General features: G+C 61.8%; 20 protein-coding genes and 3 pseudogenes. 7 read left to right on the top strand and 16 right to left on the bottom strand.

Annotated elements, in window-relative coordinates; all coding sequences use genetic code 11:
- Window positions 1-3 precede the first annotated feature (3 nt).
- The 7 genes and pseudogenes from GJ633_RS01405 to GJ633_RS01440 form a co-directional block, all read right to left on the bottom strand.
- The gene (locus GJ633_RS01405; RefSeq protein ID WP_156586540.1) at window positions 4-825 is read right to left on the bottom strand and encodes an SWIM zinc finger domain-containing protein; all 822 of its coding nucleotides are present in this window, start codon (window positions 823-825) and stop codon (window positions 4-6) included.
- A 193-nt stretch (window positions 826-1,018) separates the two neighbouring features.
- Window positions 1,019-1,471 (bottom strand): hypothetical protein, encoded by a 453-nt coding sequence (locus GJ633_RS01410; RefSeq protein WP_156586542.1) that lies wholly within the window; start codon window positions 1,469-1,471, stop codon window positions 1,019-1,021.
- Complete coding sequence (locus GJ633_RS01415) at window positions 1,468-1,980, bottom strand: winged helix-turn-helix domain-containing protein (RefSeq protein ID WP_156586544.1); 513 nt, start codon at window positions 1,978-1,980, stop codon at window positions 1,468-1,470. The genes GJ633_RS01410 and GJ633_RS01415 overlap by 4 nt, the downstream gene beginning before the upstream one ends.
- A gap of 396 nt (window positions 1,981-2,376) precedes the next feature.
- A pseudogene (locus GJ633_RS01425) lies at window positions 2,377-3,275 on the bottom strand (DNA-binding protein).
- A 543-nt stretch (window positions 3,276-3,818) separates the two neighbouring features.
- Window positions 3,819-5,003 (bottom strand): annotated as a pseudogene (locus GJ633_RS18395) (RNA-guided endonuclease TnpB family protein).
- Window positions 5,004-5,023: 20 nt separating this feature from the next.
- Window positions 5,024-5,200: a hypothetical protein gene (locus GJ633_RS16885; RefSeq protein WP_197431172.1), complete on the bottom strand. Its 177-nt coding sequence runs from the start codon at window positions 5,198-5,200 to the stop codon at window positions 5,024-5,026.
- Window positions 5,201-5,514: 314 nt separating this feature from the next.
- Window positions 5,515-6,297, bottom strand: a complete 783-nt coding sequence (locus GJ633_RS01440; protein WP_156586547.1) for a winged helix-turn-helix domain-containing protein — start codon at window positions 6,295-6,297, stop codon at window positions 5,515-5,517.
- Window positions 6,298-6,426: 129 nt separating this feature from the next.
- Here GJ633_RS01440 and GJ633_RS01445 point away from each other — a divergent pair, with 129 nt between their 5' ends.
- Window positions 6,427-7,077 (top strand): HAD family hydrolase, encoded by a 651-nt coding sequence (locus GJ633_RS01445; protein ID WP_156586549.1) that lies wholly within the window; start codon window positions 6,427-6,429, stop codon window positions 7,075-7,077.
- Window positions 7,078-7,768: 691 nt separating this feature from the next.
- On the opposite strand, the pseudogene GJ633_RS01450 reads toward GJ633_RS01445, so the two are convergent.
- The 7 genes and pseudogenes from GJ633_RS01450 to GJ633_RS01485 form a co-directional block, all read right to left on the bottom strand.
- Window positions 7,769-8,335: pseudogene (locus GJ633_RS01450) on the bottom strand (hypothetical protein).
- The gene (locus GJ633_RS01455; protein ID WP_156586552.1) at window positions 8,332-8,559 is read right to left on the bottom strand and encodes a hypothetical protein; all 228 of its coding nucleotides are present in this window, start codon (window positions 8,557-8,559) and stop codon (window positions 8,332-8,334) included. The pseudogene GJ633_RS01450 and the gene GJ633_RS01455 overlap by 4 nt, the downstream one beginning before the upstream one ends.
- Window positions 8,560-8,763: 204 nt before the next feature.
- Window positions 8,764-9,375: a hypothetical protein gene (locus GJ633_RS01465; RefSeq protein ID WP_156586556.1), complete on the bottom strand. Its 612-nt coding sequence runs from the start codon at window positions 9,373-9,375 to the stop codon at window positions 8,764-8,766.
- A 69-nt stretch (window positions 9,376-9,444) separates the two neighbouring features.
- A complete protein-coding gene (locus GJ633_RS01470) occupies window positions 9,445-10,023 on the bottom strand; it encodes a helix-turn-helix domain-containing protein (RefSeq protein ID WP_321168851.1) in 579 nt (192 codons plus the stop codon).
- Window positions 10,024-10,180: 157 nt separating this feature from the next.
- Window positions 10,181-10,759, bottom strand: coding sequence for a hypothetical protein (locus GJ633_RS01475; protein ID WP_156586558.1), 579 nt, complete (start codon window positions 10,757-10,759; stop codon window positions 10,181-10,183).
- A gap of 65 nt (window positions 10,760-10,824) precedes the next feature.
- Window positions 10,825-12,429, bottom strand: coding sequence for an ATP-binding protein (locus GJ633_RS01480; RefSeq protein WP_156586559.1), 1,605 nt, complete (start codon window positions 12,427-12,429; stop codon window positions 10,825-10,827).
- Between the two features lie 160 nt (window positions 12,430-12,589).
- Window positions 12,590-13,540 (bottom strand): DUF955 domain-containing protein, encoded by a 951-nt coding sequence (locus tag GJ633_RS01485; protein WP_156586561.1) that lies wholly within the window; start codon window positions 13,538-13,540, stop codon window positions 12,590-12,592.
- Between the two features lie 189 nt (window positions 13,541-13,729).
- Between GJ633_RS01485 and GJ633_RS01490 the strand changes: the two genes are divergently transcribed.
- Complete coding sequence (locus tag GJ633_RS01490; RefSeq protein ID WP_156586563.1) at window positions 13,730-17,257, top strand: type IV secretory system conjugative DNA transfer family protein; 3,528 nt, start codon at window positions 13,730-13,732, stop codon at window positions 17,255-17,257.
- Window positions 17,258-17,323: 66 nt separating this feature from the next.
- Here the strand turns inward: GJ633_RS01490 and GJ633_RS01495 are convergent, their stop codons facing one another.
- Together GJ633_RS01495 and GJ633_RS01500 are read right to left on the bottom strand one after the other, a co-directional pair.
- Window positions 17,324-18,604, bottom strand: coding sequence for an RNA-guided endonuclease TnpB family protein (locus GJ633_RS01495; RefSeq protein WP_156586565.1), 1,281 nt, complete (start codon window positions 18,602-18,604; stop codon window positions 17,324-17,326).
- Window positions 18,605-18,829: 225 nt separating this feature from the next.
- Complete coding sequence (locus GJ633_RS01500) at window positions 18,830-20,149, bottom strand: hypothetical protein (RefSeq protein WP_156586577.1); 1,320 nt, start codon at window positions 20,147-20,149, stop codon at window positions 18,830-18,832.
- A gap of 219 nt (window positions 20,150-20,368) precedes the next feature.
- On the opposite strand from GJ633_RS01500, the gene GJ633_RS01505 reads away from it, so the two are divergent.
- From GJ633_RS01505 to GJ633_RS01525, 5 genes are all read left to right on the top strand, one after another.
- Entirely contained in the window at window positions 20,369-20,929 is a 561-nt protein-coding gene (locus GJ633_RS01505; RefSeq protein ID WP_156586567.1) for a hypothetical protein, read from the top strand.
- A 15-nt stretch (window positions 20,930-20,944) separates the two neighbouring features.
- Window positions 20,945-21,379, top strand: coding sequence for a hypothetical protein (locus tag GJ633_RS01510; RefSeq protein ID WP_156586569.1), 435 nt, complete (start codon window positions 20,945-20,947; stop codon window positions 21,377-21,379).
- A 245-nt stretch (window positions 21,380-21,624) separates the two neighbouring features.
- Window positions 21,625-22,899 (top strand): RNA-guided endonuclease TnpB family protein, encoded by a 1,275-nt coding sequence (locus GJ633_RS01515; RefSeq protein WP_156586571.1) that lies wholly within the window; start codon window positions 21,625-21,627, stop codon window positions 22,897-22,899.
- 741 nt (window positions 22,900-23,640) lie between these two features.
- The gene (locus GJ633_RS17515; protein ID WP_231741184.1) at window positions 23,641-23,799 is read left to right on the top strand and encodes a hypothetical protein; all 159 of its coding nucleotides are present in this window, start codon (window positions 23,641-23,643) and stop codon (window positions 23,797-23,799) included.
- A gap of 103 nt (window positions 23,800-23,902) precedes the next feature.
- The coding region (locus GJ633_RS01525; RefSeq protein WP_197431173.1) for a transposase at window positions 23,903-24,144 on the top strand (242 nt) is incomplete at its 3' end.

Raw genomic sequence — 24,144 nt, forward strand, 5'->3', positions numbered from 1 at the left:
GAGCTACTCGCCTGACTGCTCGCCCACCGTTTCTCGGAGTTCGACTGCTGCCTTCTCGAAGTGTTCCACGAGGAACGGCGTTCCCGACATCGCCCGCTCGGTGAGGAACTCAACGGCGTCAGTGACCGCATCAGCGTCGCGCTCCGCGGCCGCGACACAGTCGACGTACCCGTCAAGGGCCCGACTGAACGCACTCGAGAAGTGGTCATACGTCCCGTCGACGCGCTCCATGTTGTCGTCGAGGGACTCGACGAGTGCCCGGTAGACGGTCGCCGCCGACGCGTCCCGCCCCTGCTCGCGGTACTCGTTCGCGAGATCGAACCAGTGCGTGAAGTCGATGGGCTCGAAGACGACGTGGTACTCAGGGTTCGTCTCCTCGAACTGCCGGTTGATCGAGGTGCGAAGTTCGTCGACCGATCGCTTCGTCGGCTCGCCGACCCGGGCGAGAAACCGATCGCGGAGATCCGCATCGGTCGCGAGTTCTTCACGCAGGAACGCGCGGAGCTCGTCGACGTCGGCGCCGTCGAGCGCGGCGTCGAGTCGATCGCCGTCGTCTGGCGGTGGGTCGTCACCACACTCCAGCAACACGGCGACGACGTGCTTGCACGCTCCCGGCCCGTCGTACGGACAATCGCACCATGGGGCAAACCCGTCGGGAGTGAGGTCAACACGGACATCGTACTGACGGCTACCACTCACGACGGCGGTTACGGTGGTGTCGACGCGGTGAATCTCGCGGATTCGGCCCTCACCGCGGTATCGTTCACCGCGTTCGAAGACCGCGTCCGTGCAGATGTCCCGAACTGCGTCCTCAGTTATGTCCATATGCGTGGACGATGTTCCAGCGCGAACGAAAAAACCGATACGTCGCTCTCGCTTTCGTTCCGAACCGGAACGGTCTCGCTCTGCGAGAAGCCACAATACTGTCTCAGTACTGTACCAACAACACTACGGGGCACACCGGGAAATTGACGTGTCTCAAAGTGGAGATTCCTTCCAGACTCTCGCGGTACCCATCTTACGGTGGATTTGATGCGCTGTTCAATCGATCCAGATCCTCATTCTCGTACGCTGCTCGCCACATCGCATGGACGGCACGCGTCACAAGTGAGACCTCGGTCACGTCGACACAGGACGGTTCGGCGTCCATCGTCGCGGCCTCGGGCGGGGGATGGAAATGAATCTCGGGGGAGTGTGTATTCGGGTGACGATCGAAGCACCAGTTGATGTCGCCGCTATCGACGTAGTGAAACGAATACATACCCAGTTCGCTCCACTGAATATCGAGCCGAGCGTTGTCGGCGTCGCCGAGTCCATCGCTGAGACTGATCTGCAGTTTCGTGGGCGCGACGACATCACCGTACGACGTTGTGTCGACGAGTGGTTCGAGTTCGAGCCAGCAGTCACGAATCCGCTGAAGCGCCGGCAGATAGATCGGCCCGAACTCGCCGGCCCGGTCGTCGTCGCTCATACCGCGAGCTGGTGGCTAGCCTCGTCGTAGGCGAGTGCTGCGTGGGCGACAGCGAGATTCTGCCGCGTCGTTCGCCACGCCGTGAGGTCGTCCCACCCATCCGTCTCATCGGCGTCGAGTTGTTTTGCGAGTTCTTCCGGTGACACCACGTCGTAGCGATCTTCGTAGCGCCGGATCTCGGCTTTCATCTCCTTGATGCTGTCGAGCAACTCCGTCCGATCTGCTTCCTCCCGAAGCTCGCGGATCCGGGACATCAAGATCCGGTCGCTGTTGCGCCGATACAGCGTTGTTTGGCCGTCTCGTTCCGTCTCGGCGAACCCGGTGTTCACGAGCGTCTTGCAGTGGCGACGTGCCGTTGGCTCGCTCACGAGAGCCCGGTCGGCGATCTCGGCGGCCGACTGCCCGTCATGGGTCTGTTCGACGATTTCATACACTCGCTCGAACGGTGGGGTCTCCGCTTTCCAGTCCGCTTTGACCTGCTCGTTGACGTCATCCCACGTCTCGGTCATACTGGAGCTACGGGGTTTAAACAAATAATTTCCTGAGAAAACTATCTATGAGTCGTGCTTGTATAGGAGCGTTGTCAGGCTACCTGCTCCGCTAACGTCTGGTGCGTTCATCACGTCCGATCGAGGCGTGGCCACCTCGATGGCTGCGATAGGCAGCGAGCGAGAGGCAGATCTCACCGCAGGTCTCGCATTCGTACTCGCCATATCGATGTGTGGAGGCAACGTGGCTGCCGAGACAGCGGACGTCTCGATCGCGCCGGCAACCCATGGCAGCGCCAGATAAACCGCATCTGAGGTCGTGGCTGCGCGCGCAGCGAAGCGAGCACGGAGCGGAGGGTGGGGCGGTGGGGTCTGGGTCGGCCCGGCACACAACAAAAAGAACGGTGCGTCACTCGGCTACGCGTCCCACCAACGGCCGCGCTCAGGGAAGTGGATGGTGCTCCACCCAGTGACGGCCAGGGAGACGCGTCCCTCGTACCAGTTCCGGGCAGCCCCGTGAATGCGAACGTGTTCACCTTCCGCGATCCATGGGGCCTCTGAAGCCTTCCAGATGGTCACCCGGGTTTGCCCACTGTCGTCGGCGATGAGTCCGACTTGAGCGATACTTGGATGTGATGGATTCCAAAGCACCTCGATTTTACCGTCGATGCTCACCTCCTTGCGATCGACGTCGTCGAGTTTCCCGATGGGAACCACCTGTCCAGGTGCTGTCTGCAACTTCTCGAACACCCGCACGACTGCACTGGTCATGTCCGTGTCGTCGACGACCGCTTCGGCCAGACGTCGACTGATCGCCGCACGCGACCAGCCATCCAACCGCGTCGCGAGTCGGTTCGCTTCCTGATTGACCGTCGCCAGTACATCTTGGGAGAGCTCCGCCCGGGGGTCATCCCGTTCGGGGTCGGTTCTTGGGTCCACGCTTGCGGCACGCTTCTGGAACGCCCGCCGGCGCTGCTTGCTCCCGTGCGCGGCGACTTCCCGCGTGCGCTGTGCCCGACCATCCTGCGTGCCCAGCTTGGCTTGGGCACTAATGTGCTCCAGTTCGGCGTCCCGCGCTCGAATGCGCTCCTCCTGTTCGAGGGTGACACCGTGAATCCGCTCGTTGCTCGTGTCCGCGATCCCGTCCGGGTGGTTCGCATCCACCTTCGCTTGCGTCTCCTGTTCGACGGCCGCCTCGACGCCGGCGTCTCGTCGACGACTGGGAAGCCATCTTCATCGACCGCCTGACCGCCCGCGTTCTCGAATGCCTGTTCATCCACCGTAACGACCTTGCGACTCGAGTTGGTACTAGACATTGGGTACTCACCGTACCTATGAAGGCGCTCACGCGCCGACGCCGCGATGCTACTACATCATGGTTTTCCGACGACAACGACCGACAGAACCATCTGCGCGCTCTCGCTCGCGCCTTCGCGAGCGCCCTACTGGGCGCGAGCGAGAGCGCGCCTGCATGCGGTGGCCCCAACCAGCACCGCGCGCCGACCCGCCCGGAGCGAGCGGCCAGCGGAGAAAGCGTGGGGGGTGAGCAGCGACGCCGCGCAACCCCCCACGCTTTCCCGCTGGCGTCGAGGGCACATGCACTTTAGCCCGGAACGGCGACCGAGCGCACGCGAGGGAGCCGGACGCCCGGAATGGTCGGTCGCGAGCGACGCGGAGGGCGGAATGCGGCGCGCCGGGCGGGCCGTGACGTATACAGTAAAAAAAGTGCCTGCCCGGTGACTAGACAGACAACCTGGAGTGACATCCTCACCGCATCGGTGCCCCACACAGGAGGCGTTGCTGAGGTTTCAGGACTGCACTCGGGAGCGTCGTCACTGTGATCGGCTCTGCTCCCGAGGTCATGTGGCACTGTCACGGGTGCGCCCGCTCCGTGGCGTGTCATCGCTGGCCGGGTTCCAAGGACAGCTCTCACCCCACGGATCGAGGCGGCTGGCGATATTGGCCGCCGCGTTAATATCGGCCTGATAGATCGACACCCAGCAGTCATCGTTCGTGCAACGGAACTCCGCCTGTGCAGGCCGCGTCCCGATGTGTCCGCAGGCGTGGCAGATCTGGGACGTGTACGCCGGGTCGACGTACTGGACGGGAATCCCGGCGTCGGCAGCCTTGTCTGCGAGCCGCGTCTGTAGTCGGGCGAACGCCCACGCGTGAAGCCGCCGGGTCAGATGGGGCCCGACATCGAGGTCCTCCTGTAGTGACTCGAGGGCCTCTAGGACGATCACCGGCTGCTCGAAGCCGGCGGCGTAGTCGACGGCCCGGCGGGTCGCCGTCTCGATCTCGTCGTCGAGTGCGTTCCGGAAATACTCGGCCTGCTGGTCGATCCGTCACGCGGCGGCGTCGCGTTCCTGCAACCGCTGGAGCGTCCTCTGGAGCGTCTGATTGAGGTCGCGTGCCCGACCACCATCGACCAGCAGCGGGTCGACTGGCCGTCTGTTCCGGAGCGCACAGCCGGTCAGCAGGATCGCCTCGCCGACGTCGAACCCGACCGGGGTACGGGATTCGTGGTCGAATTTCGTGTCGGGGATCGGGAGCGACAGTGGGACGTGGAGTTCCCAGCGGCTGTGTCGGGCCTGGTGGACGAGTTGCAACTGTCCAGCAGTGGCGTCGCCGGCGAGCAGCTGGTCCCACCAGTTCCGCTGGGCCGGGTTAATGGCGAGTGCGATCCAGAAATTCGTTCCGCGGCCCGGCTGGGGGACTTCCCAGCAGAACGCGTGGGTGCGCTCCGCCGACTGATCGAACGTGGCGGCACGGTTGGTGAACCGGACTGGCTGTGCCGCGTTGAGGTCCGGCGTGCCGTCCTCGAGAAGCTGCGGAACGTGGCGCTTCAGCGCATCCTTCGCCTGATACGGGAGGTCGTACGGGGTCACGATGTCGTTGACCGCTGTCATCGTCGTCGCGCCGGCCTTGACGGCGGCTTCGAGAGCCTCGCGGTAGGCCGACTGAAGACGGCGAAGTTTCCGTTCCTTGTGCGCCGTTGGCTCGACGAGTGTCGCAACAACGGTCCGGATACGTTCGTTGGACATAGGGCTGAAGAGTCAGTGAATCAGTGGTCGACGTGTCCCCACATCCGCGGCACGTAGCCGGGATGTTCGATGTCATCTGCGTAGTCCCGAAGGAGTCCAATCAGGACGATCTTCGGGACACCGTTCTCGGCCTGTTCGACCAACCACTCTTCCAGTTCGACTTCAGCCTCCTCAATCTCGTTCAGTTCGACCGCCATCGGTCATCGCCCCTCCGGCTGTTGATACACCTGTCGCTGCTGCTGGTGTCGCATCTTGAATCACCTGTGCTGTGCAGGCACGACCGAACGCGCCTGCACCCTTTGCAGGCGCTCAAAAAACACTACTGGACTACACAGTCAGAATCGGGTGCTGTAGAACAGCTGTCATACTTGGCTCAGGGCGATAAGTACAGACGAGCTACGTAGCAGCAGCCCGGCCAGCCTTGACTACTGCCCGATACTGGAGATGCCAACTGAGAGTGCGTCACATTCACGGCGTCGGCAAATTGCACGCCGAGGTTCAGGACGGGTTCTCAGTGTGACGTGGCGTTGGCTTTGACTTGGTCGTACCTCTCCGCTGCCCACTCCAGGAGTTCCGAGTGTGACGGGGCCTCTAGCACTGAATGGGTTCGCATTCGTTCGTCGAACGCCCCGAGGAGGACCGTGTCATCGACGATTCCGAGTGCGTACTCCGGAACCGTACTTGATTCGTAGAGCGTGATGTTCTTGGACGCGTTGATAGCCTTGAGCGCCTCGTCGTAGTCAGGACTCGCAGATTCGTATCCCCCCCGCGGGACGACGATATCAAGCGTCAGATCCTCGGCAATACACTCGTGAAGTGTCTCGATGTAGAGCGGATTGACTGTCGGAAGGAATCCCCTGACAGAAGTCGAATTCATCACGCTCCGGCGGACGTGGTAGAGCGGCTCGAACGGGGTGTCGGTCGTGGACACCGTTATGTCACACGACGTCAGCGTGTCCGGACTGACCGGGAGACCGGCCGGGAAACGCTCGAAGAAGGGGCCGAGAGACGACCCGAGCTCAACCGCCGAGAGTGCGTCTCCCACTGCTTCGCACGCGATTTCACCCGCTACGGTGATCTCGTATCTGTTCTCCGTTACGACATGGGAGATGTACCCCTGTTCCTCAAGGGCAGTGAGGTTCCGCCGAAGCGTCGATCGAGGTAAGTCGAGTTCCTCGCCGAGCGCGTCGCCCGGTGCCGCACTCTCGGAGAGCAACCGCAGTAATCGGTAGCGATTCGGGGACGCAACGAGGAACTCTAGTCGCTCAAGTGCGACCTCAACTGAGCTCTCCATGACTCCGTCACAAGTGCTTTGACACTTCCTCGTTTCGATGCGCTACGTCCACCCCCTGAACACTGCTCACCCCTCGAACACCTCCCACCAGATAGCGTTATTCATCTGACGGAATAGCTTCCGTTCACGATGAGCTACGATACGGTACTGTTCGACTGTGATGGTGTTATCGCAGAAATGCCCGACAGGACGGCCATGACAGAGGCGATGCGCCGTGTACAGCGACGGTTCGAACTGTCCACTCCACCCGAGCAGATACTTTCAGACTTCTTGCGGGGCAACCTCTCGTCCATTACCGAGCGCTGTCGGTCGGCTGAAATCGAACGTGATACCTTCTTTGCGGCGGCCGCCCGCGAAGGAGTTCAGGCGCAACTAACCGAGATTCGATCGGGTCTTCGCTCAGTGTATGACGACATCGCCGCCGTTCGGCAGCTGAACTACCCGATGGGCGTGGTCAGTGACAACCATCCGCGCGTTCTCTCGTTCCTCCTGCAACAGTTCAACTTGGCGAGTTGCTTCGAGACGGTGCAGGGCTGTCGGTTCACGCCGTCCGAATTCCAACGCCGGAAGCCTAACCCATACAACCTCAAGATTGCAATGGAGACGCTTGATGCCGAGAGTGCATTGTACGTTGGGGACCGAGAGATAGACATCAAAGCGGCCGATAACGCCGGGATTGACTCAGCACTGCTACTACGCGACCACACGGCCGAGAGCGAGACTGATGTTGCTCCGACATACGAGGTCTCCTCGCTCTGGCAACTCCACAACGTACTCTAAAGTAGAGTTCCGAAGCCAACAAGACCGTTCATGCGACTCCGGCTTCACTGACGGAGATAGAAACACTCGTTCGTCGAATAGTCATCAGCGGCCGGAGGAAACGACCGAAACAAAACTCGGTGGGTAAATCTACTTACAAGTGGATTCAGCAATCCCTGGGATGAAAACGACCATTCTGTCCGTAGTTCTTTGGCACCTTGATCAGAGCTTTCCCAGTCGGGGATGAGCAGCCACGCCGCAGAACCCCCCGCGCTTCCCCGCTGGCGTCGAGACCAGATTCATTTTAGCCCGGAACGGGCGCTCGCGGTGCGGAGAGCGCCCGCACGCCCGGAATGGTCGGTCGCGAGCGACGCGGAGGGTGGCAGCGGCGAGCGGGGCGGCCGGTACGAACACACCCATCCAGCCGGCTACGTCGCGCAGCCGGCCATCTATCGTCCTGACGGATGCAGAACGGGCGAGGCCGTCTCGGTCACCGGGAGACTCGTCTCCCGAGCTCACGGCGCGAAGCACCGTGAACGTCCCCCGATCCCGCAAGCACCACAGGGACGTGGCGCGCAGCGGCGTCCTCGTGAGCGAAGCAAACGAGGGCCAGCGAGACGCAGTCTCGCGCGGTCGCGGGACGTCGAGCCGCCGAGGGCTTTCGGGTGTCGTCGCCGGCGCTGGGTGTTCGGCGTCGCCACGCGGAGACCGGTTACTCTTCGAGACGGTGGAGCAATTGCGTGACGTACGGACTGTGCTCCCAGCTCCGGTGCGGGCTGATCGTCGTAATCAGCGTTCGAGCCACCTCGTGGCTCAGATGGCCGTTCCGAGCGTAATCGGCGATAAGCCGTGGCGTCGGAACGATCCGTGGGCCCTGTAGCACGGCGTGAATCAGCGGGAAGTTCGTCCCGCCAAACTCGTCGGTGAGAAACCTATCGATCCCGAGCGCGTTCGCGAGGACGATGCCATCAGTTTCGCCGTCGTCGAGGCCGAACGTCGCTCGCGCATCCGGGGTGTCGTCGCGCACATGCGGATCTTCGACCGTGTAGTGGCCACGGGCCGCGAGGACGTTACTCGCGGCTGCGGCGTGGATATCCTGATACTGCGTGATATCGTGGAGTTCTGCGACCACTTCCGGAGGGACGACCGCATCACAGAAGGTGAGCAGGTACTGGAACAGGTCCAGAACGTCGAGCCCGACGGCTGCATCCACACGGGCACTGCGCGGCTGACGAGCGCGCCCGTGTCGCCGACGACTGAACAGTCGTCGGCCGCTCAGCAATCGTCATCGGCTCTGGTGTCGACTGTCGTCAGGTCCCCCTCGTAGATATCGATGTCGTCGGGGCCAGCGAGATCGAGTGGGTCCTCCTCGAGGTCAGCTTTGAGGAGACGAAATCGCTGGGCGGACGTGGCACCAACGAGGACTGTGAGCTGGTCAACGGTGAGCCCGGCATTGTAGTACGTAGTTGCGATCGCCTTCGGAAGTGGGTCTCCCTCGCTCATCGGTCGCGCAGCCGATCTCGAGCGGCTGCGAACCGAACTGGATCCGTATCGCCAGCGGCAGCCATGTCGTTTGCCGACTGGAGCTGAGAGTCAATAAGCCGATTCTGTTGGCGTGACCACTCTCTGTCGTCGTGCGTCCGAACGTACTCAGCCCATCGCTTGATCATCTCACGCCGTTGCTCCGTGTTCCGACGGTGGTTGTCCTCAAACTCCTGTGAGTTCAGCATAGTACTCTTCAACTCCAAGTTCGTTGACGTACGTTTCGAGCTGCTCCGTGTTAAATCGTTCCTCGAAGGTCAAGTACAGGTGGAGTGCATCTTCGAAATCCTTCCCGTTGAGACTGTTTGCAGCTTGCGCAAGTCGGAGTTTGTATGCGATTTGGAGTTCAAGCGGACTGATCTCGATCTGCCCCTCATCAAATGTCACCGTGAGGGGGTTCGAGAGGGCCTCACGCTCAACGTCGTTTGAAACAAACCATGTTTCGAAGTTCGGGTACATCTCTCCGTCCTCAGCAATTCGGATTCGGCTGCCCTCGCTCAACATCGAAAACATCTCATCAAGTGGCATTGCCATCCCCCAATATCCGTGATCTTTGAGTTCGGTAACTAACTGCTCAGTCTCAGTTTCGGATAACGACTCCAGAATGATGTCGATGTCCTCTGTCGATCGAGATCGCCCAGTGAGGATCGCGACGTACCCACTCACGATGACGTAGTTAACATCGCAGGCGTCGAGAATTCCTGTGAACTCAAGCACATCTTTGTCGAGTGCTGATAGCTCCCGTGACACCGTGAGCGTATGATCACTGAGTTCCATCAGTTTCCTCTATGGAACCACAATAAACTAAGCGCTGCGTCAGTCGTGTCAGGACACCTGTTTCGATGCTCATTCGTTGACTCCTTCTTGGGTGGCGTGACTTACGTCCGCTCCGGTCTCGTAGTGCTCGTGGACGACGGGCCGGAGCGCCTGCAGAATCATCTCCGCAGCTAGCGGTGAGATGTCCAGGTCCTCCGCCATCAGCCGATAGGTCACCTCACCGCGTTCACGGGCGACCGCGTAGGTGAGCGCCGTTGCGAGGCCGGCGACGCCGTGCCGGTGTATGTAGGTGTCGATGTCGGCGTCCGTCTCGCGGCGGCCGACGGCGTCGATGAGCGCCGGCGTGATCGTATACTCGCGGTCGCCCGCGGTCGTCGTCACGGTCAGGTCGATCTCCCGGGCGGCGTACCGGCGCGGCTGCTCGTCGTCGGTGACGTCGACGAGGCCGGCGTCGACGAGCCGGTTGACGTAGCTGTAGGCCGTTCCCTGTGCGAGCTCGAGATCGTCCATCACGTCCTGGACGGTCGCCTCGCTCTCCCGAGCGAGATACGCGTACAGCTGGGCCAACTGTGGCTCCGCGAGGAGGTCCGCGACCGACAGGAAGTCCTGGACGATGTCGCCGTCGGGGCGGTTTGAGGTGCGTGACACGATGCGTTCTTGATTACAGTTTACAGTGAACCAATAAAGTGTGTTTGGGGTCACTCTGTTGGCGTCGCGACGAGATGCTCCTTGTGGGCTGCCGCACCGGACGTCGTGAAGCCACCCGAGTCACAGCGACTGGGGGCTGCCAGCTACACAGATCCCGCTAGGCCGTTTCGATGAGCTGACCGTGGGCTTCTGTGAGTGATCCTTCGAACTGCCACGTCGCTTCACAGAACGCCGCATCTGTCTGGGCGTCCCACCGTGGGAACCCACACTGCTCGCTCACCGCAACCTGCCACGCCGGCGGCTCAACCTGCGCAAGGTTGTACTCAGGGATCGCGACGATGTACAGATACTCTTCGTCACCGTGGATCCCTTGTCGCGGATCCTCGATCCCGTGACCGAGCAGAAACAGCGGTTGCGCAAGATGCTGCATCCGGCTGGGATCACACACGTCCGCGGGCGACGATGCGTCGAGGCGCCGATCCGGCTCCCGTTTGAGATCGAGATACAGCGGCAGCGTGGTGAGCTTCTCGAGGAAGACGTACTGGGCCGCTGCGTACGCAGGCCCACGCACGCTCGCGGTCGCCTCTAAGAGTTGCTTGAGTTGGTGGAGCCGTCCGAGCACCCCCTCCGGATACCCGTCGGAGTGGGTGTACACCTGTGCGACTGGATCGGTCGGATCGGTCGTCCGGCCCTGATCGAGGTCACGGACGAACCGGAGTTGACATCGTGTCGACATCGAATCACACCGGCAACTGACTCGCCGGCACCCATCGCGGCGAGCCACAAACCCACAGACGTCACCTATCCGATCGAGACACCCCGGTCAGCGAACACCTGGGTGAACCCCCGCTCGTGGATCGCGGTCACCAGCTCGGTGTATGCCGCTCGCACCTCGGGGTCTTCGACGAGCTCACGAAAGCGGCTCTCGAAGCGCCGCCCATGCGCGGTCCGGTTCTTGTCCGACCGGTCGTGTGCCGCCTCGTGACACAGCGTCAGAAAGATATCGTGGCTCCAGACGACGCGTTTCGAACTCGTCACCGCCGAGTCAGTGACCACAATCTGCGTCCGGCCGTCCGTCCACGCGTCGGCTGTCGCCTCCCCCCACGCAATCGAGCGGTCGATCCCGATGGCATCGGCGAGCGCCCGAGCGAACAGTAGGTAGCGCGCCTGCCGCGTCGTCAACTCGGTATCCGCTAGCTGCGAGTACCCTTGCCAGACCCCCACCTGTTGGGCCCGCGTCGCAACGTCGAACGTATCCGGGAGCGTCACGTCTGTCTCGGGAGTGTCTGCAGCCTGCACCAACTGCTTGGTGGCAGGGTCCGTCGTATCGAGGATGATCGTCCCACGCTCGACGAGCGCATCTGCACCGTGGCTCGCTCCCTCTTGGACGCCGATCTGGGGGACCGTCTGCACCTGTGCGAGACTCACCGGCGTCTCGGTAGCGAGTTGGAAGAGATCGCGGTCCCGCCACCGCTCGCGCAGCGTCTGGTCGGTGGTCATGAGTTCGGCCATCATCGCGCGGGTCTGGCCGTCGAGTGCGGTATCACTAAGCTGGTCGTATAGCTCGATCCGGGCGTCAGCCAGGGTGTCTTGGATCCGCCCCCACCGTTCACAGCCCGACTGGACAGCTGTTCGCGCAAAGTTGAGCGTGAGGTTCCCTTTCGAGACGATACCCCCACCGACGCCGGCGTCGTGATCAGTCATCACGTAGAGGCCGTTGCTGTAGATGTCGAGCCCTTGCTCGGGCGCATGCTCCAGCGCAAGATACGCATCTGCCGTTTCCCGGGTGACCGCCACCCGGCTGTTGGCGACCGCGTCGAACGGATGGCCGCGATCGACGGACTCGCCGTTCACGACCACGTCGACGTCAGTCTGGAAGGTGAGATACCCGAACCGCTCGTGGAGGCGCTCGTAGATGCGCTGCCACCGGTAGCTGTCGGGATCGGGTACCTCGGTTTCGTAGTGATCGATTCTCACGCAGACGCCGTCGAACGCGTGGTCGGTCGCGAGTACAACCCCTTCACGCCCGCTCACCGTTCCGAACGGCTCTGCCTCGCGCCGATCCTGGTAGTCGAAACAGAGCGCGTGCTGGCCACTCCAGAGGCGGACGGCGCCTTTCGCGATAATCGCGCCGGTGCCGATCCCCCACTCACCCAGGGTGGTGTCGTCGGCACGGGTCTTTGTTCCGGCTCCGAGCACGGACAGATCCCGCGTGCCCTGTTCGGTACCGAGGTCGACGCCAGCGCCGTCATCACAGACGACGGTCCGATGTGGAGTGACGCTCACGAGCACACGCGAGGACCCGGGACTGTCGACCCCGTTCTGGACCGCCTCCCGAATTGCATCGGTCAGATCGGCCATCTGGTCTTCGATCAGATACTGCGCGACCTGATCGGCGGTGGTCATTTCGACAGTGTCGGTACGACTCGGGTCGGTCCCGGACGGGTCCGGGGACGTGGCCTGCTCAGACATGGTGGCCACCCCCTCAGGGCACCACACAAACCGACGATAGCGATCAAGTGATCAGCAGACTGGGACGGCAGCGACCTTGCGCTGGAGCGGCAGCTTACTTCTTCGAGTCAGGATCAGCGGAACCACTCTGCTCGGCAACCGCGTTGATCACAGTCGCGCTCGCCTCTCTGATCCGTTCACACCGCTCTAGGAGTTGATCTGCGTCGTCGCCGCTCCACGCTGCGAGATACAGCGCCGAGCCCTCCATGTCTAACCCGAAGTGACGCCCCACGATGTACGCCGTCGCCTCGGCTTCCAGCTCACGCGCCTCGCGAGTCGCGGTATCATCCGGGTCGTGAAGCAAGGCGTGCGCATACTCATGGACAAGCGTTCCCGCCACGGCTGCAGGTCTGGCTTCCCGCACCTGGATGTGGGTGTCGCCGTCGACGTGGCGACACACACCATCAGCGTCGCCGTGGGGCCACGCATCGGCGCCGACGACGTCGACGTGCAGCTCAAGGTCGCCGGCGGCTGCGAGTAGCGCTGACAGAAGCGCGTCGGCCTCACCACTCGCAGCCGTCTCCAAGTCTGGAAGCGGCTCGCCCTCAGTCTGGGAGACGTCGAACACGGGAACAGGTTTGAACCCGACGATGCCTTCGCTCCACTCCTCGGGCGGCGTGTCGTCGTACTCACAGTCGCTGTCCGCGTGGTACGAGGGACTGTTGCCACACTCGGGGCACTGCCGTGAGATCATCGGCGCCCAGATCCAGATGGCAGATTCGCCGTCTGTCACCTGGCGATTGAACTCTTCCTGCCACGTCCGGTATCCTGCGACCTTCGTCGCGTCAGGGCACTGTAAGGTGATGAGTAGCGTGTTCCGGTGGGAGTAGTCGTGGAACCGACTCTGAACCTCAAGCCACTGCTGGAACTGCTCGCTGGCGCGCGCCTCGTCAACCGCGTCCACGAGTTCACGAAGCCACTGGTCGATCGCTTGATGCATCTGGTCGGCGCGGGCGTCAGCGTCGCCGAAAGCGACGTGCCCGCTCGCGGGCTGGGATTCACTCATGTGCGCTCCCGCCCATCGGGAGCGCCACAAAATCCGGCAGGCGGACTCTCTGGGTACAGAGAGCGGTGCTGCACGAGAGGGGGAAATCCGGGGCAGACCGCTCTAGGCCAAGCAGGCGCCTCATCGATTCGATTCAGCTGTCTTTCCGGCGTTAGCTTCTTGGCTGATCGTGTGATTTGCTCGCACACAATGGGGCGTGCTGCTGACCCCACCCCGCAAACTGAGTCATCTGCCACACACCTCCGCATTCGCCCGACCGACACGCCGCTCACTGCAGCTGCCGTTGCACAGGGGTTTCGTCGCCTCCACGGGCTCACCACGAACGCGAGCTGGTGGGACCGATTGCGTGGGGCAACCCCACAGCCCACGATCGAGTGGCGGCTCCACAGCCCGGCAGGAACTGAGACCGACCTTGCGTTGTACGTCGGCGTGACAGACACGGCGATCGACACGCTGCGTGAGGCCATCCGAACCGCCTGTCCGAACGATTACGAACTCACGCCGGCGACCCCGCCGGCGCTGCCAGATCTGGCCGCCGAGGAGCCCGCTGCTGAGTCCGTTGCCGCCGTCGAGTGGGTCGGTGACGCGGACCGCCGTGATGACTGGCAAACGCGGCTCACGCCGCTTGCGGCGTTCACCGACGCCGATGACGCGCGCTTGCCGCTGGCGGCCGTCGCCGAGACGCTGGCCGAGACACCCGCTGCAGTCACGTATCAGGCGGTGTGTCAGCCGTTTCGCGACTATCGTGACACCGTTCGCGTGCGACAGCGCCAGCTCGATGCGGGACGCGACACGCCAGCCAGCCGGCTTGTCGCCGACTTCGTTGGAGAGTTTGAGGAAGCGGCGACAGCCACATCGGCGACCGACGCGACGACGACTGAGCGCAAAGAGGCACTCACAGCCACCGACCCGCAACACGCCTTCATCGTCAACGCGCGGTGTCTCGTCTGGGGGGAGGAGGCTGTGGAGGTTGCCGACCGGCTCGCCGGAACGCTCACGGACCTCTCTGGTCCCTTCTATACGGTCGACGCACGAGCCGACGTCGAGCCCGCCACGGTCGCCGCCGCGATCCGAGAGCGGACGGTGCATCCACCCCGCTATGACACCCTCACGAACAAGCTCCCGTGGACACGAAACCGGAGCCGCGGGATCATCGCGGATGCGGCGAGCGCCCCGGGGTTCGGGCTGGTTGATGGGCCCGCACTCACAGCCGGCGGGAGCCGTGCGGTCGCGCCCACCGCTGCTGACCGCACCGCGCTGCCACGGCCCCCGACGAGTCAGCTGACACGGTATCGTACAGCGGGGCTCACGGTCGGGCACCCGCTCGATCAAGACGGAACCGCGGCTGAGGAGCCGGTTGCTGTCCCGCCGTCGCTCCAGCCGCTCCACGTGGCGTGGTTCGGCAAAACCGGCTCCGGAAAGTCCACCAGCCTGATTACGGGGATGCTTGCGAACCACGCCGCCACCGACGGCGCAGACATCCTTATCACGCCGAAAGGCGACGCCATGGCCACGGCGTATCTGCGCGCCCACTACGCAGAGTACGGCTCGCTTGACGAGGTTTATTATTTCGACTGTGCGACAACGCTGCCTGCGGTGTCGTTTTTCGACATTCGCAATCAGCTGGCCGCGGGGATCGACCGTGCGACAGCGGTCGAAGACCTCACCGATCACTACATCGAGATTCTGGAAGGAGTGATGGGTCGCGATCGCTTCCGACAAGCGGTGCGGTCACCCGACATTATCCGACAGCTCGTGAAAGCGCTCTTCGATCCCGTCCACGGCAGCGACGCGTTTGCCCATCGTGAACTCCAGCAGGCAGCCGCCCGGTTTCATGAGACGGGTGAACCCCCGCCGGTTGTCGATGACGAGCTCCAGTCGATGCTGTACAACGTCGCCGCCAACAGCCAGCAGTCGTTCGACGAGCTGCTCCAAGGCGTTCACAATCGTATCGAGAAGATCCCGCTCGATGAGCGGGTGGGCCAGCTGTTTAATCATGTCCCCGAAGCTGGCGACCCACACTTCGATCTCCGGGACGTGATCGATGAAGATGCAGTCGTCATCATCGATACCGGCGCGCTACGACCTGCCAGCCAGCAGGCGCTCACGCGGACGGTGCTCTCGAAGCTGTGGACGGCGCTCCAGCGCCGCGCGCAGACGACAGACACCGAGACGCGCCCACTGGTCAATCTGTATCTCGAGGAGGCGGCCCAGCTTGTCACCTCAGGGATCGTCGACGACCTGCTGGCACAATCCCGGTCGTTCGGCTGTAGCGTGACGCTTGCCACCCAGTTTCCGGGCCAGCTTCGCGTCCAGAATGAAGCCGCGTACGTGGAACTTCTCAACAACGTCTCGACGATCGTCACCGGCAGCGTCCCGGTGGATGACGCACTCACCAAGCGGCTCGCGACGGCTGACCACGATCCGGCGGCGATCGCCAACCGGCTGCGCGCACTCGGCCGTGGTGAGTGGCTGGTGCGGCTCCCAGCACCGTTCAACACGCCGCCACCCCCACCGTTTCTCGTCGAAAGCGCGCCGTTGCCGCCAGGGCACCCGGATGGGGAAGGATTTCGACCGGCGCGCGAAACGGCGGTTGCCGCCCGGATCGACGCGTGTCGCGACCGGACACGACACGACGATGGGCTCGATCTAACGACGACACAGGCGACGACAGGCTCCAGCGATGAGGAGTCTGAGCCCGAGACGGCAGCTGCCGACAGTACCGCTGCGGAGCCAGCCCCGCGGGTTGATTCGGCGCTGCCGTACACGGAGCGGCTGCCCGATCCGGTCATGTACGACGAACAGCGCCACGCGCTCGTCTGTGTCGCCTGTGAGACCCGCTACGACCCATCGCCCGATGGGTTGCGGGCGGCGATCGGCTGTTGTCACGACCCGCAGACGGTCGACCGCGATGACTGTCCGATCTGTGATCTGCCGCTCAAGCTCACGTACGCGGAACGCCAAGACAGTCCGATCAGCGACGCTGGGCTGCGGTTTCTCCAAGCGGTGTACTCGGCCCACCAGGGCCAGTACGATCCCGAACTCGAATACGACATCACCCGCGACAGCATGCGCCGGCTGCGTGAGTACGTGGGGATCGACGCGGACGAACTCGACGAGCTCCAAGAGGCGGGGCTCGTTACGCGTGATTGTCGGTATCCGCACACGCTGTATACGGTCACGCCAGATGGTCGCGATGCGATCGGCGTACGCCACCGCGAAGGGGTGGCGCATGGCGCAGGTGCCGGCGATCTGAGCGAGTCGAGTCTCCACGTCGCGATGGTCGAGGTGGGCAGTCAGTTGCTGACCGCCGAGTATGTTGAAGATCCGGAATCGCCAGCCGCCACGGTTGAGCAGTACTACGAAGTCCCCGAGGGCCGGCTCGATGCGGCCGCCGTCGACGAGGCGGGTGACGTGGTCGCCGCGCTCGAAGCCGAACGCATCAACAACGACGCGACCCGTGCCATCCCGGACGATTACGATAAGCTCGCCGCCCAAAACCCGGCTGCCGCCGTCTGGATCGTCAAAAACCGAGAAGCTGCCCACGCGGTCGTCGAGGCGCTCAACACGCCGCCCGATGGCGAGCCACGGGTGACGAAGACCTACGGGAAACAGACGCGCCCCGCGGTGTTCACGATCGACCAGCCTGGCCTGACTGATGTGTACACATTCCAATCGGTGCGCGATACGCACCTGAATAGAGAGGAATCTATTTGACATCCTCCCCGCGCTGAAGCGCGAGGATTCCCACGGTACCGCACCGCTGGGTTGGGATATTGTGGTTTACGACGTTACCTGTTCTTGAGGTGCGAACGCACCAGTTTCCTTGTCAAACAGGAACGTCGATGGCTGTGCCAACCAGCCGTTACTCCTATCGCCGCCATCCGTAGCGGGACTCGGAGTTACTTTCTGTCGAATGTTCTCCGCACCGTTCACATCTGCGTTCGCCACCATACCACACTCATCGCAGACGTACAGCCCACGTTCAACACGATTCGTGTCGCGCTTGCGACCACAACACGAACACGACTTCGAGGTATCTCGCTCGGGCAACTCTTCGAGCGTGATGCCCTCCATCTCTGCTTTGTATTCGAGCAGGTCAGTGAATCGGTCGAACGCCCACGAATGGAGGTCAAGGTTACCGTGTTTGCCCCAGTCTGTTACCTCGCCATTCTCCTCATCCTCGCGGATGCCGGAGAGGTCACCGATCACGATGGTTCCGACTCCTTGGTCAACACATCGCTGAACGATGTGTTTCGAGAGCGTGTGGAAGTAGTGAGTGCGGCGAGCCGCCTTCTTGTGGTTCAGCCGCGTGGCCTGCTCGGAGTTCGAGTCGTCACACTGAGCGATCCGCTTGCTGAAGTAGTAGTCGTCCTGCTTCAGACAGTTGAGTGGGTATAGCTCGGCGTAGCCGTCCTCGTAGGCGAGTGCTGCGAAGTTGTTGATGCCGAGGTCAACACCCACCGTCTTTTCACCCGGTGCTTCGGCCACTTCGATCTCAACTTTACACACGAAGTGTAGCTCCCACTCCTCACCCGTCCAGACTGCCCGAACCTGTCGGACGTTCTCTACGGTGGAGAGGTCTACGTCGGGGCGAGTCTGGTATTCGCAGAGGATAAAGTCCGACCAATACTCCTTGAGGTTCGACCCCTTTGAGAGTCGAACACGGTTGTACTGGGTGTCGAGTTTGAAGCCAGCGGCTTTGAACGTTACCGTCGAACGCGGGTGTTCGTCGCCGTGTTTGCGGTAGCCGGGCGGGTTCGCTCTCGCATTTCCGTTACGTCGTTTGCCGTACCAGCTGTTGAACGCCTCAGCGAGTTCTTGGAGGACTCGCTGACTTGACTGCGAATGCAGGTCAGCATAGCGTTCGTGTGACTTCAGGTACGCGGTGAGCTCGTTGTGGTTGGGGATGTGATCGATTTCATCCCAAATCCGACTACACGTCCACCGTCCGACGTTCCAGAGTTTCGAGGCGGCGAACCCGAGCGAATCAAGATCGTCCTGTACCCGAGACTGATCCCGTATGGAAGCAGTGTAGGTGCGAGTGACGACCTGATACGCCATACGTAACCTATATAGATAAAATTACTTGAAGGCTTGGATTGGAGGCAGCGTGGAATATCCAGCTGTGCCATCGACCGGTGGAGTGTGAAAGGAAGTGTCGGATTCATCCCCGCGCTGAAGCGCGAGGCTTTCTCCTCGATTCTCCGTAAGGGAATACGCGGACGAAACCGTCGATTCCTGCAGTCGGGGCAGGCTGAGTGTCTCGGGGCGTGACCCCGAGGCGGTTCATCCGCGCGAAAACGGCCACCAGCCGCTCGACGCTTCTTCCGTGGCTGCCTCAAGTTGCTGGCGGCGCTCACGTTCCGCCTGAAGCTCCGTCCGGAGGCGTTCGTTCTCTGCCAAGAGCGATTCCACCCGATCGGTAAGCTCTTCGATCCGATCACGCCGTGCCTGGGCCCGCTGGGGGTTGGCTGCTGAAATTGCATCATCCGCACCCGACTCCGCCGCGTTCACAGTGGGGTCTGATGTCGGTGGAGACGAGACTGGTGACGTGGCTGTGGTCGCTGGGGGATCCTGTTGATCGGTGTCAGTCGACGCTGATGGCTGGTCGGTGGAACCGCTGGGGGTAGCCGGGGCAGTATCCGACCGGTCGTCCGCGTCCGCCTCCGGGGGGGTGTAGACGTCGTCGGTATGGGTAATCGCACGCTCGATTGTTTTGTCGCCGTAGGTGCTCCCATCGGCGTAGTGGACCGTATCCCACTTGTCACGGAAGAGGCCTGACCGGCGAAACAGCCGGTCGATACGGGCCGCATCACAGCCTGTCCAGAAGGCGAGCAGCCGACACAGCGCCATGTCGGCCTCCGAGTGGCTCTCGTACCCGCTCGTATTGCCATTCCAGAGACGCGTGAACTTCTCGCCGTTGGCAGCGGCGTGCGCCCGCGTGAGGAGTTCCTCGTCCGAAAGTGTAGCCACCCCGGTCGTCGGGGTGCTGGTATCAGTAGATGGGGACCCCTCGGCGGCGTGGGCTGGAGCCGACGTCCCGTCTTCCGCGGACGACGCGCCAGTGGACGTGTCCATCTCCGTAGCATGGAGCGTCTCGAGGGCTTGTGATCGCTGTTGGATCGTGGACGGTGTCTCACTGACGTGATCGCCGGTCACGGTAAAGAACCGAGACCGGTCGTACAGTTCGAGGTCGCCGGCGCGGTTCCGCCCCTCAGGGAGCGTCCCCGAAACGAGGACGTGGTACCCCGTTCCGGAGGGGCTCACTTCAGTGTAGGAATCGAGCTGGGAGATGATCCGGCTGGCCCACGCTGTGGGCTCGCCTGTCTCTGGATCCCGGCAGTCGTCGAGATCGATTCCGACGAGCGGATCGTCTGCGGTAAAGACGAAGCCCAGCCCGTCGACACTGGTTGTAGTGACAGCCTCACGAGCCGTCTGGAACCGCCGCCAGGTGTCGGGATCGGTCGTCGACGCAAACTGCGTCGTGCCGGGAACGATCGGCACTTTGGTTGGTTTGCCATCGCGCTCATGGGGGCGCCAGCAAACCCACTGGTCACGGTCGATGAGCGCTTGTGGGAGGGCGTCAGCCGTGGGCGGGAGTCCCATCGCTGTCGTGTATAATGATCCCATGCCACATGCAAATAGATGTTGCTGTCTCAAAGAGAGGATGACGTCCTCCTCGCCGTGAACGGCGAGGTTTCCTCACGCTGGAGGTATCGCTCACCTCCCATCACCGGCTGCCGAGCCGCCGCGGAACTCACGACCGACTATCCGATATATCTACTTTAGAAAAGATATATATCGATATAGCTCAAACGTCGACGCATGTCCGAAGACGAATCGAAGGAGGGGTCATCACTGAGCAACACCGAGACGGCGCGACGCCAGTGGCGTGAGGATCGGACGACGTTCCAGCGGGTGTACGACGTGATCACCGGCGTGACTGAGTACGAACGGGCCGATACGATCGCAGAGCGCGCGGCATGCTCGGCGGATGGTGCCCGAAACGCACTCACGCAACTGACGGAGATGGGCATCGCGACACGGCGTGGGAACCGTCCGGCGGAGTTCCGGCGGAACGACTCGTACTTCCGATGGAAGCGGATCGAAACGCTCGCCGATGAGCACTCGCTTCCCGAACTCCGAGAGCGGCTCAACGCGCTGATCGACGAAGACGCCGAGTTCCAAGACCGGTTCGATGTGCCGGACCCAAACGCGGTTCCGTCCACACGGCTCGCCGACAGCGATCACGCGACAGTGCACGAATATCTCGAGTCACTGTCGCGCTGGCGGACGGTTCGATACGATATCGAACTTCTCCAGGACGCCATCACGCGGGCCGAGCGTCACCAGCACGGCGACGATGGGGCCGGGATCTCCGCGTGACGGAGCGCTCAGCAGATGAGCGATGAACACGACGGCACGCCGGGGAGTGGCCGACTCGACCGAACGAGGATGGAAACGCTCGCACGGCGGTCCGAAACCCACCCGTTGGTCGTGTCGTGGGCGTTCACGCCGGATCGACTGTCCCCACGAGCTCTCGAGATCACACTCGATCCGTCAGCGTATCCCGCGTCTATTGAGGCTGTCCGCCTCGAGATTCACTGGTTCGTGACTGGAGACTACTACGTTCACTACGTGGAGATACGCACGGAGACACGCTACCAGTGCCGGTGGGATCGACATCCAAAAACGGATGCTCCACAAACGCACGTTCATCCACCGCCGGACGCTGGCGATGCCGAAGCCTCACCGGTTGGAACACACCACCTCGACGTGTTGTTCGAGGTGCTTGATTGGGTTAGTGAACATGTCTCGACGCTCCATGAGGCCTAATTCAGTATATTAAATTAGGTTGGCTCTGTTGAAATCCTCAGCAGGTGACACATTTTGGGTTGCTGTGGTCAGCACAAGACTTCCAACGCTCAATTATACGCAAGCAAGGAGAATACCTGACCCTTTAGGGTCAGGATGAATCCGACAACTCCTACACAATCCACCGTCGATAGCAAGACCGGATATTCCACGCCAACCGACATGATTAATAAAACACTGTTCATAACCAGTTATGAAGCCAGAAAATGAGTCGTACCGTCCGAACATTCGAGGCCACCATCACGAACCAGCAACAGGTCCGTGATGACCTCGATCAACTCGGATGGGCCGCCTCAAAACTCTGGAACGTCGGTCGCTACTACGCACAAGAACAGTGGGATGAAACGGGCGAGATTCCCGATGACGGGGAACTCAAAGCCGAACTCAAAGGCCACGAACGCTACACGGACTTGCATTCACAATCCAGTCAGCGCGTTCTCGAGGAACTCGCTGAAGCGTTCAACGGCTGGTTCGGCAAGCGTCGGAACGGCGACGACCGCGCCCGACAGCCCGGCTACCGGAAGCACGGAGACTCCCATCCACGTTCAACTGTGTCGTTCAAGCCGGCTGGCTTCAAACACGACGCACAGTTCACCCGCGTCCGCCTCTCAAAAGGTCGCAACCTCAAAGAACACCGCTCAGACTTCATCTTGTGCGAGTACCAGACTCGCCCTGATGTTGACCTGACTGAGTGGGACATTCAACAGGTTCGCGCTGTCTACAAACGCGACGAGTGGCGGCTTCAGTTCGTCTGTCGCACCACTATCGACCCGGAACCACCAGGAGATGAGGTAGCTGGTGTTGACCTCGGGATCTGCAACTTCGCCGCCGTCTCGTTCGGCGGTGAATCCGTGTTGTATCCCGGTGGCGCACTGAAAGAGGACGAGTACTACCTCACGAAAAAGAAAGCCAAGTGCGACGATTCCTCGTCCCGAGAGGCAACTCGTCTCGACAGTAAGCGAACGGGTCGCCGGACACACTTCTTGCACGCACTCTCGAAAGCTATTGTCGAGGAATGTGTCGAACGGAATGTCGGTACGCTTGTCATTGGCGACCTTGGCGGCATCCGAGAAGACGACGAGAACGGCGAACCACGCAACTGGGGCGACCACGGCAATCTGGACTTGCACGGGTGGGCATTCGACCGCTTCACGACGCTACTCGACTACAAAACGGAAGCCGAGGGCATCAACATGGAGTTGGTGTCCGAACGCGATACGTCGAAGTCGTGCTCGGCGTGCGGCCACACAGACGACAATCAGCGAGTTGAACGTGGGCTGTACGTGTGTGAGAAGTGCGATACGGTTGCGAACGCTGATGTGAATGGTGCGGAGAATATTCGGCAAAAGGTACTCCCGAGTCTCGCCACGGATGGCGGTGATAGGGATAACGGCTGGTTGGCACAGCCAGCGGTTCACTTGTTCGACCGTAGTGAGGGCTGTTTCGCCCCACGAGAACAGGTTGTGAACCGCGAACCCTAATATCCCAACTCAGCGGTGTGGTGCCGTGGGATTCCTGCATCTTCAGGCGCGGGAGGATGTCAAGATTACGGTCGGTTGTAGACATGAATATGTCTGAAAAATAGGATATCAATCGGGCCAAATATCACCCTATACACGGTGCGTAGCTCGTACAGAATCAGTTCTTGATTCGATCAGATCGGATCGGTCAGTACAAGACGTTCAGGATGGGTGACCGGCCGTCGACGGCGATGAAAGCGAAAGCAACACCGTTCCTGGTGCCGATAGCCCGGACGAATGAGCGCCCCCTCGTTGCCAACCGGCTACGATGTCTCCAAACACGTCTTTGCCGGCCGTCGCGACTGCCTTCTCACGGTCGGGTTCGACCGACGCCGTCAACGTATCCCGCGCTTTCTCGTTCAGCTCTACTACCGCGTATCGACCGATCCGATCGAGTGGACGTGGATCGCCCGGATGGATCACAACGAAACCTCGGCACTGGGCCACGACGTGTATCATGAAGGACTCCACGTTGATGTCGACCGACGGTCGGGGCCGGCCGCACACCTAAAACTCGCACACTCGCCGCTTCCAGCGAGCCGAGGCGCAGTGATCCGCGGCTGTGTGGACTACTTCAAACGCGAGGCCCAGTATTTCATCGACACCTACGAGGAGCGCCGGCCACCAGGACAGCCGCCGTCGTGGTCGGACGGCGGTGAACCATCACTCACGTTTATCCCTTCGCAACGGGTAGAGGGAAACATGAGCCGCAAAGCTCCGGCCGACGCCGACATCATCTCGGACGAGGAGCTCACCGAGCTGCTCGCCGACGCCGAGGGGACGACGCCCGAGGAGATCGAGCGCGGCGCCGCCGAGCTCGATCTCGCTTCTCCTGAAGAAGCGACTGTCGTCGACGAGTGACGTCGTCGGTGGAAGTGTAGGCTAGTGCCCGCTTGACCCCGCCTAAAGACCTGTCTCTTACCCACAACTTCTATCGCTGTAGTTCGTCGAGAAAGAGACCAAGATGCAGAGCGGTTCACGAAAGCGGCGGACTGACCTAGACGAGGAAGAGCTGTGTCAAACCGATGTTTCTGGCAAGGTTCGAAAGGAGTTCCAGTCTGCTGAGTTCGGTGACAAGCGGCTCACTGACCGATTGATGCAAGTCGGAGATCGGCTCGGCAGGGCACCTGCCGAGTCGATCCCAAACGCCTGCGAAGACTGGGCCTCCGCAAAGGCTACGTATCGATTTTGTGATAACGAGCGTGT

Source organism: Halorubrum sp. CBA1125, from assembly GCF_009742825.1.
Lineage (GTDB): Archaea > Halobacteriota > Halobacteria > Halobacteriales > Haloferacaceae > Halorubrum.

What these genes read in the sequence shown, in the direction of transcription:
- GJ633_RS01410 (WP_156586542.1), bottom strand. Translation starts at nt 1,471, where the DNA reads ATGAGCGACGACGACCGGGCCGGCGAGTTCGGGCCGATCTATCTGCCG.
- GJ633_RS01505 (WP_156586567.1), top strand. Translation starts at nt 20,369, where the DNA reads ATGTCCGAAGACGAATCGAAGGAGGGGTCATCACTGAGCAACACCGAG.
- GJ633_RS01510 (WP_156586569.1), top strand. Translation starts at nt 20,945, where the DNA reads ATGAGCGATGAACACGACGGCACGCCGGGGAGTGGCCGACTCGACCGA.
- GJ633_RS01490 (WP_156586563.1), top strand. Translation starts at nt 13,730, where the DNA reads ATGGGGCGTGCTGCTGACCCCACCCCGCAAACTGAGTCATCTGCCACA.
- GJ633_RS01515 (WP_156586571.1), top strand. Translation starts at nt 21,625, where the DNA reads ATGAGTCGTACCGTCCGAACATTCGAGGCCACCATCACGAACCAGCAA.
- GJ633_RS17515 (WP_231741184.1), top strand. Translation starts at nt 23,641, where the DNA reads ATGAGCCGCAAAGCTCCGGCCGACGCCGACATCATCTCGGACGAGGAG.
- GJ633_RS01455 (WP_156586552.1), bottom strand. Translation starts at nt 8,559, where the DNA reads ATGAGCGAGGGAGACCCACTTCCGAAGGCGATCGCAACTACGTACTAC.
- GJ633_RS01475 (WP_156586558.1), bottom strand. Translation starts at nt 10,759, where the DNA reads ATGTCGACACGATGTCAACTCCGGTTCGTCCGTGACCTCGATCAGGGC.
- GJ633_RS01485 (WP_156586561.1), bottom strand. Translation starts at nt 13,540, where the DNA reads ATGAGTGAATCCCAGCCCGCGAGCGGGCACGTCGCTTTCGGCGACGCT.
- GJ633_RS01445 (WP_156586549.1), top strand. Translation starts at nt 6,427, where the DNA reads ATGAGCTACGATACGGTACTGTTCGACTGTGATGGTGTTATCGCAGAA.
- GJ633_RS01465 (WP_156586556.1), bottom strand. Translation starts at nt 9,375, where the DNA reads ATGGAACTCAGTGATCATACGCTCACGGTGTCACGGGAGCTATCAGCA.
- GJ633_RS01415 (WP_156586544.1), bottom strand. Translation starts at nt 1,980, where the DNA reads ATGACCGAGACGTGGGATGACGTCAACGAGCAGGTCAAAGCGGACTGG.
- GJ633_RS01480 (WP_156586559.1), bottom strand. Translation starts at nt 12,429, where the DNA reads ATGACCACCGCCGATCAGGTCGCGCAGTATCTGATCGAAGACCAGATG.
- GJ633_RS01500 (WP_156586577.1), bottom strand. Translation starts at nt 20,149, where the DNA reads ATGGGACTCCCGCCCACGGCTGACGCCCTCCCACAAGCGCTCATCGAC.
- GJ633_RS16885 (WP_197431172.1), bottom strand. Translation starts at nt 5,200, where the DNA reads ATGGCGGTCGAACTGAACGAGATTGAGGAGGCTGAAGTCGAACTGGAA.
- GJ633_RS01495 (WP_156586565.1), bottom strand. Translation starts at nt 18,604, where the DNA reads ATGGCGTATCAGGTCGTCACTCGCACCTACACTGCTTCCATACGGGAT.
- GJ633_RS01440 (WP_156586547.1), bottom strand. Translation starts at nt 6,297, where the DNA reads ATGGAGAGCTCAGTTGAGGTCGCACTTGAGCGACTAGAGTTCCTCGTT.
- GJ633_RS01405 (WP_156586540.1), bottom strand. Translation starts at nt 825, where the DNA reads ATGGACATAACTGAGGACGCAGTTCGGGACATCTGCACGGACGCGGTC.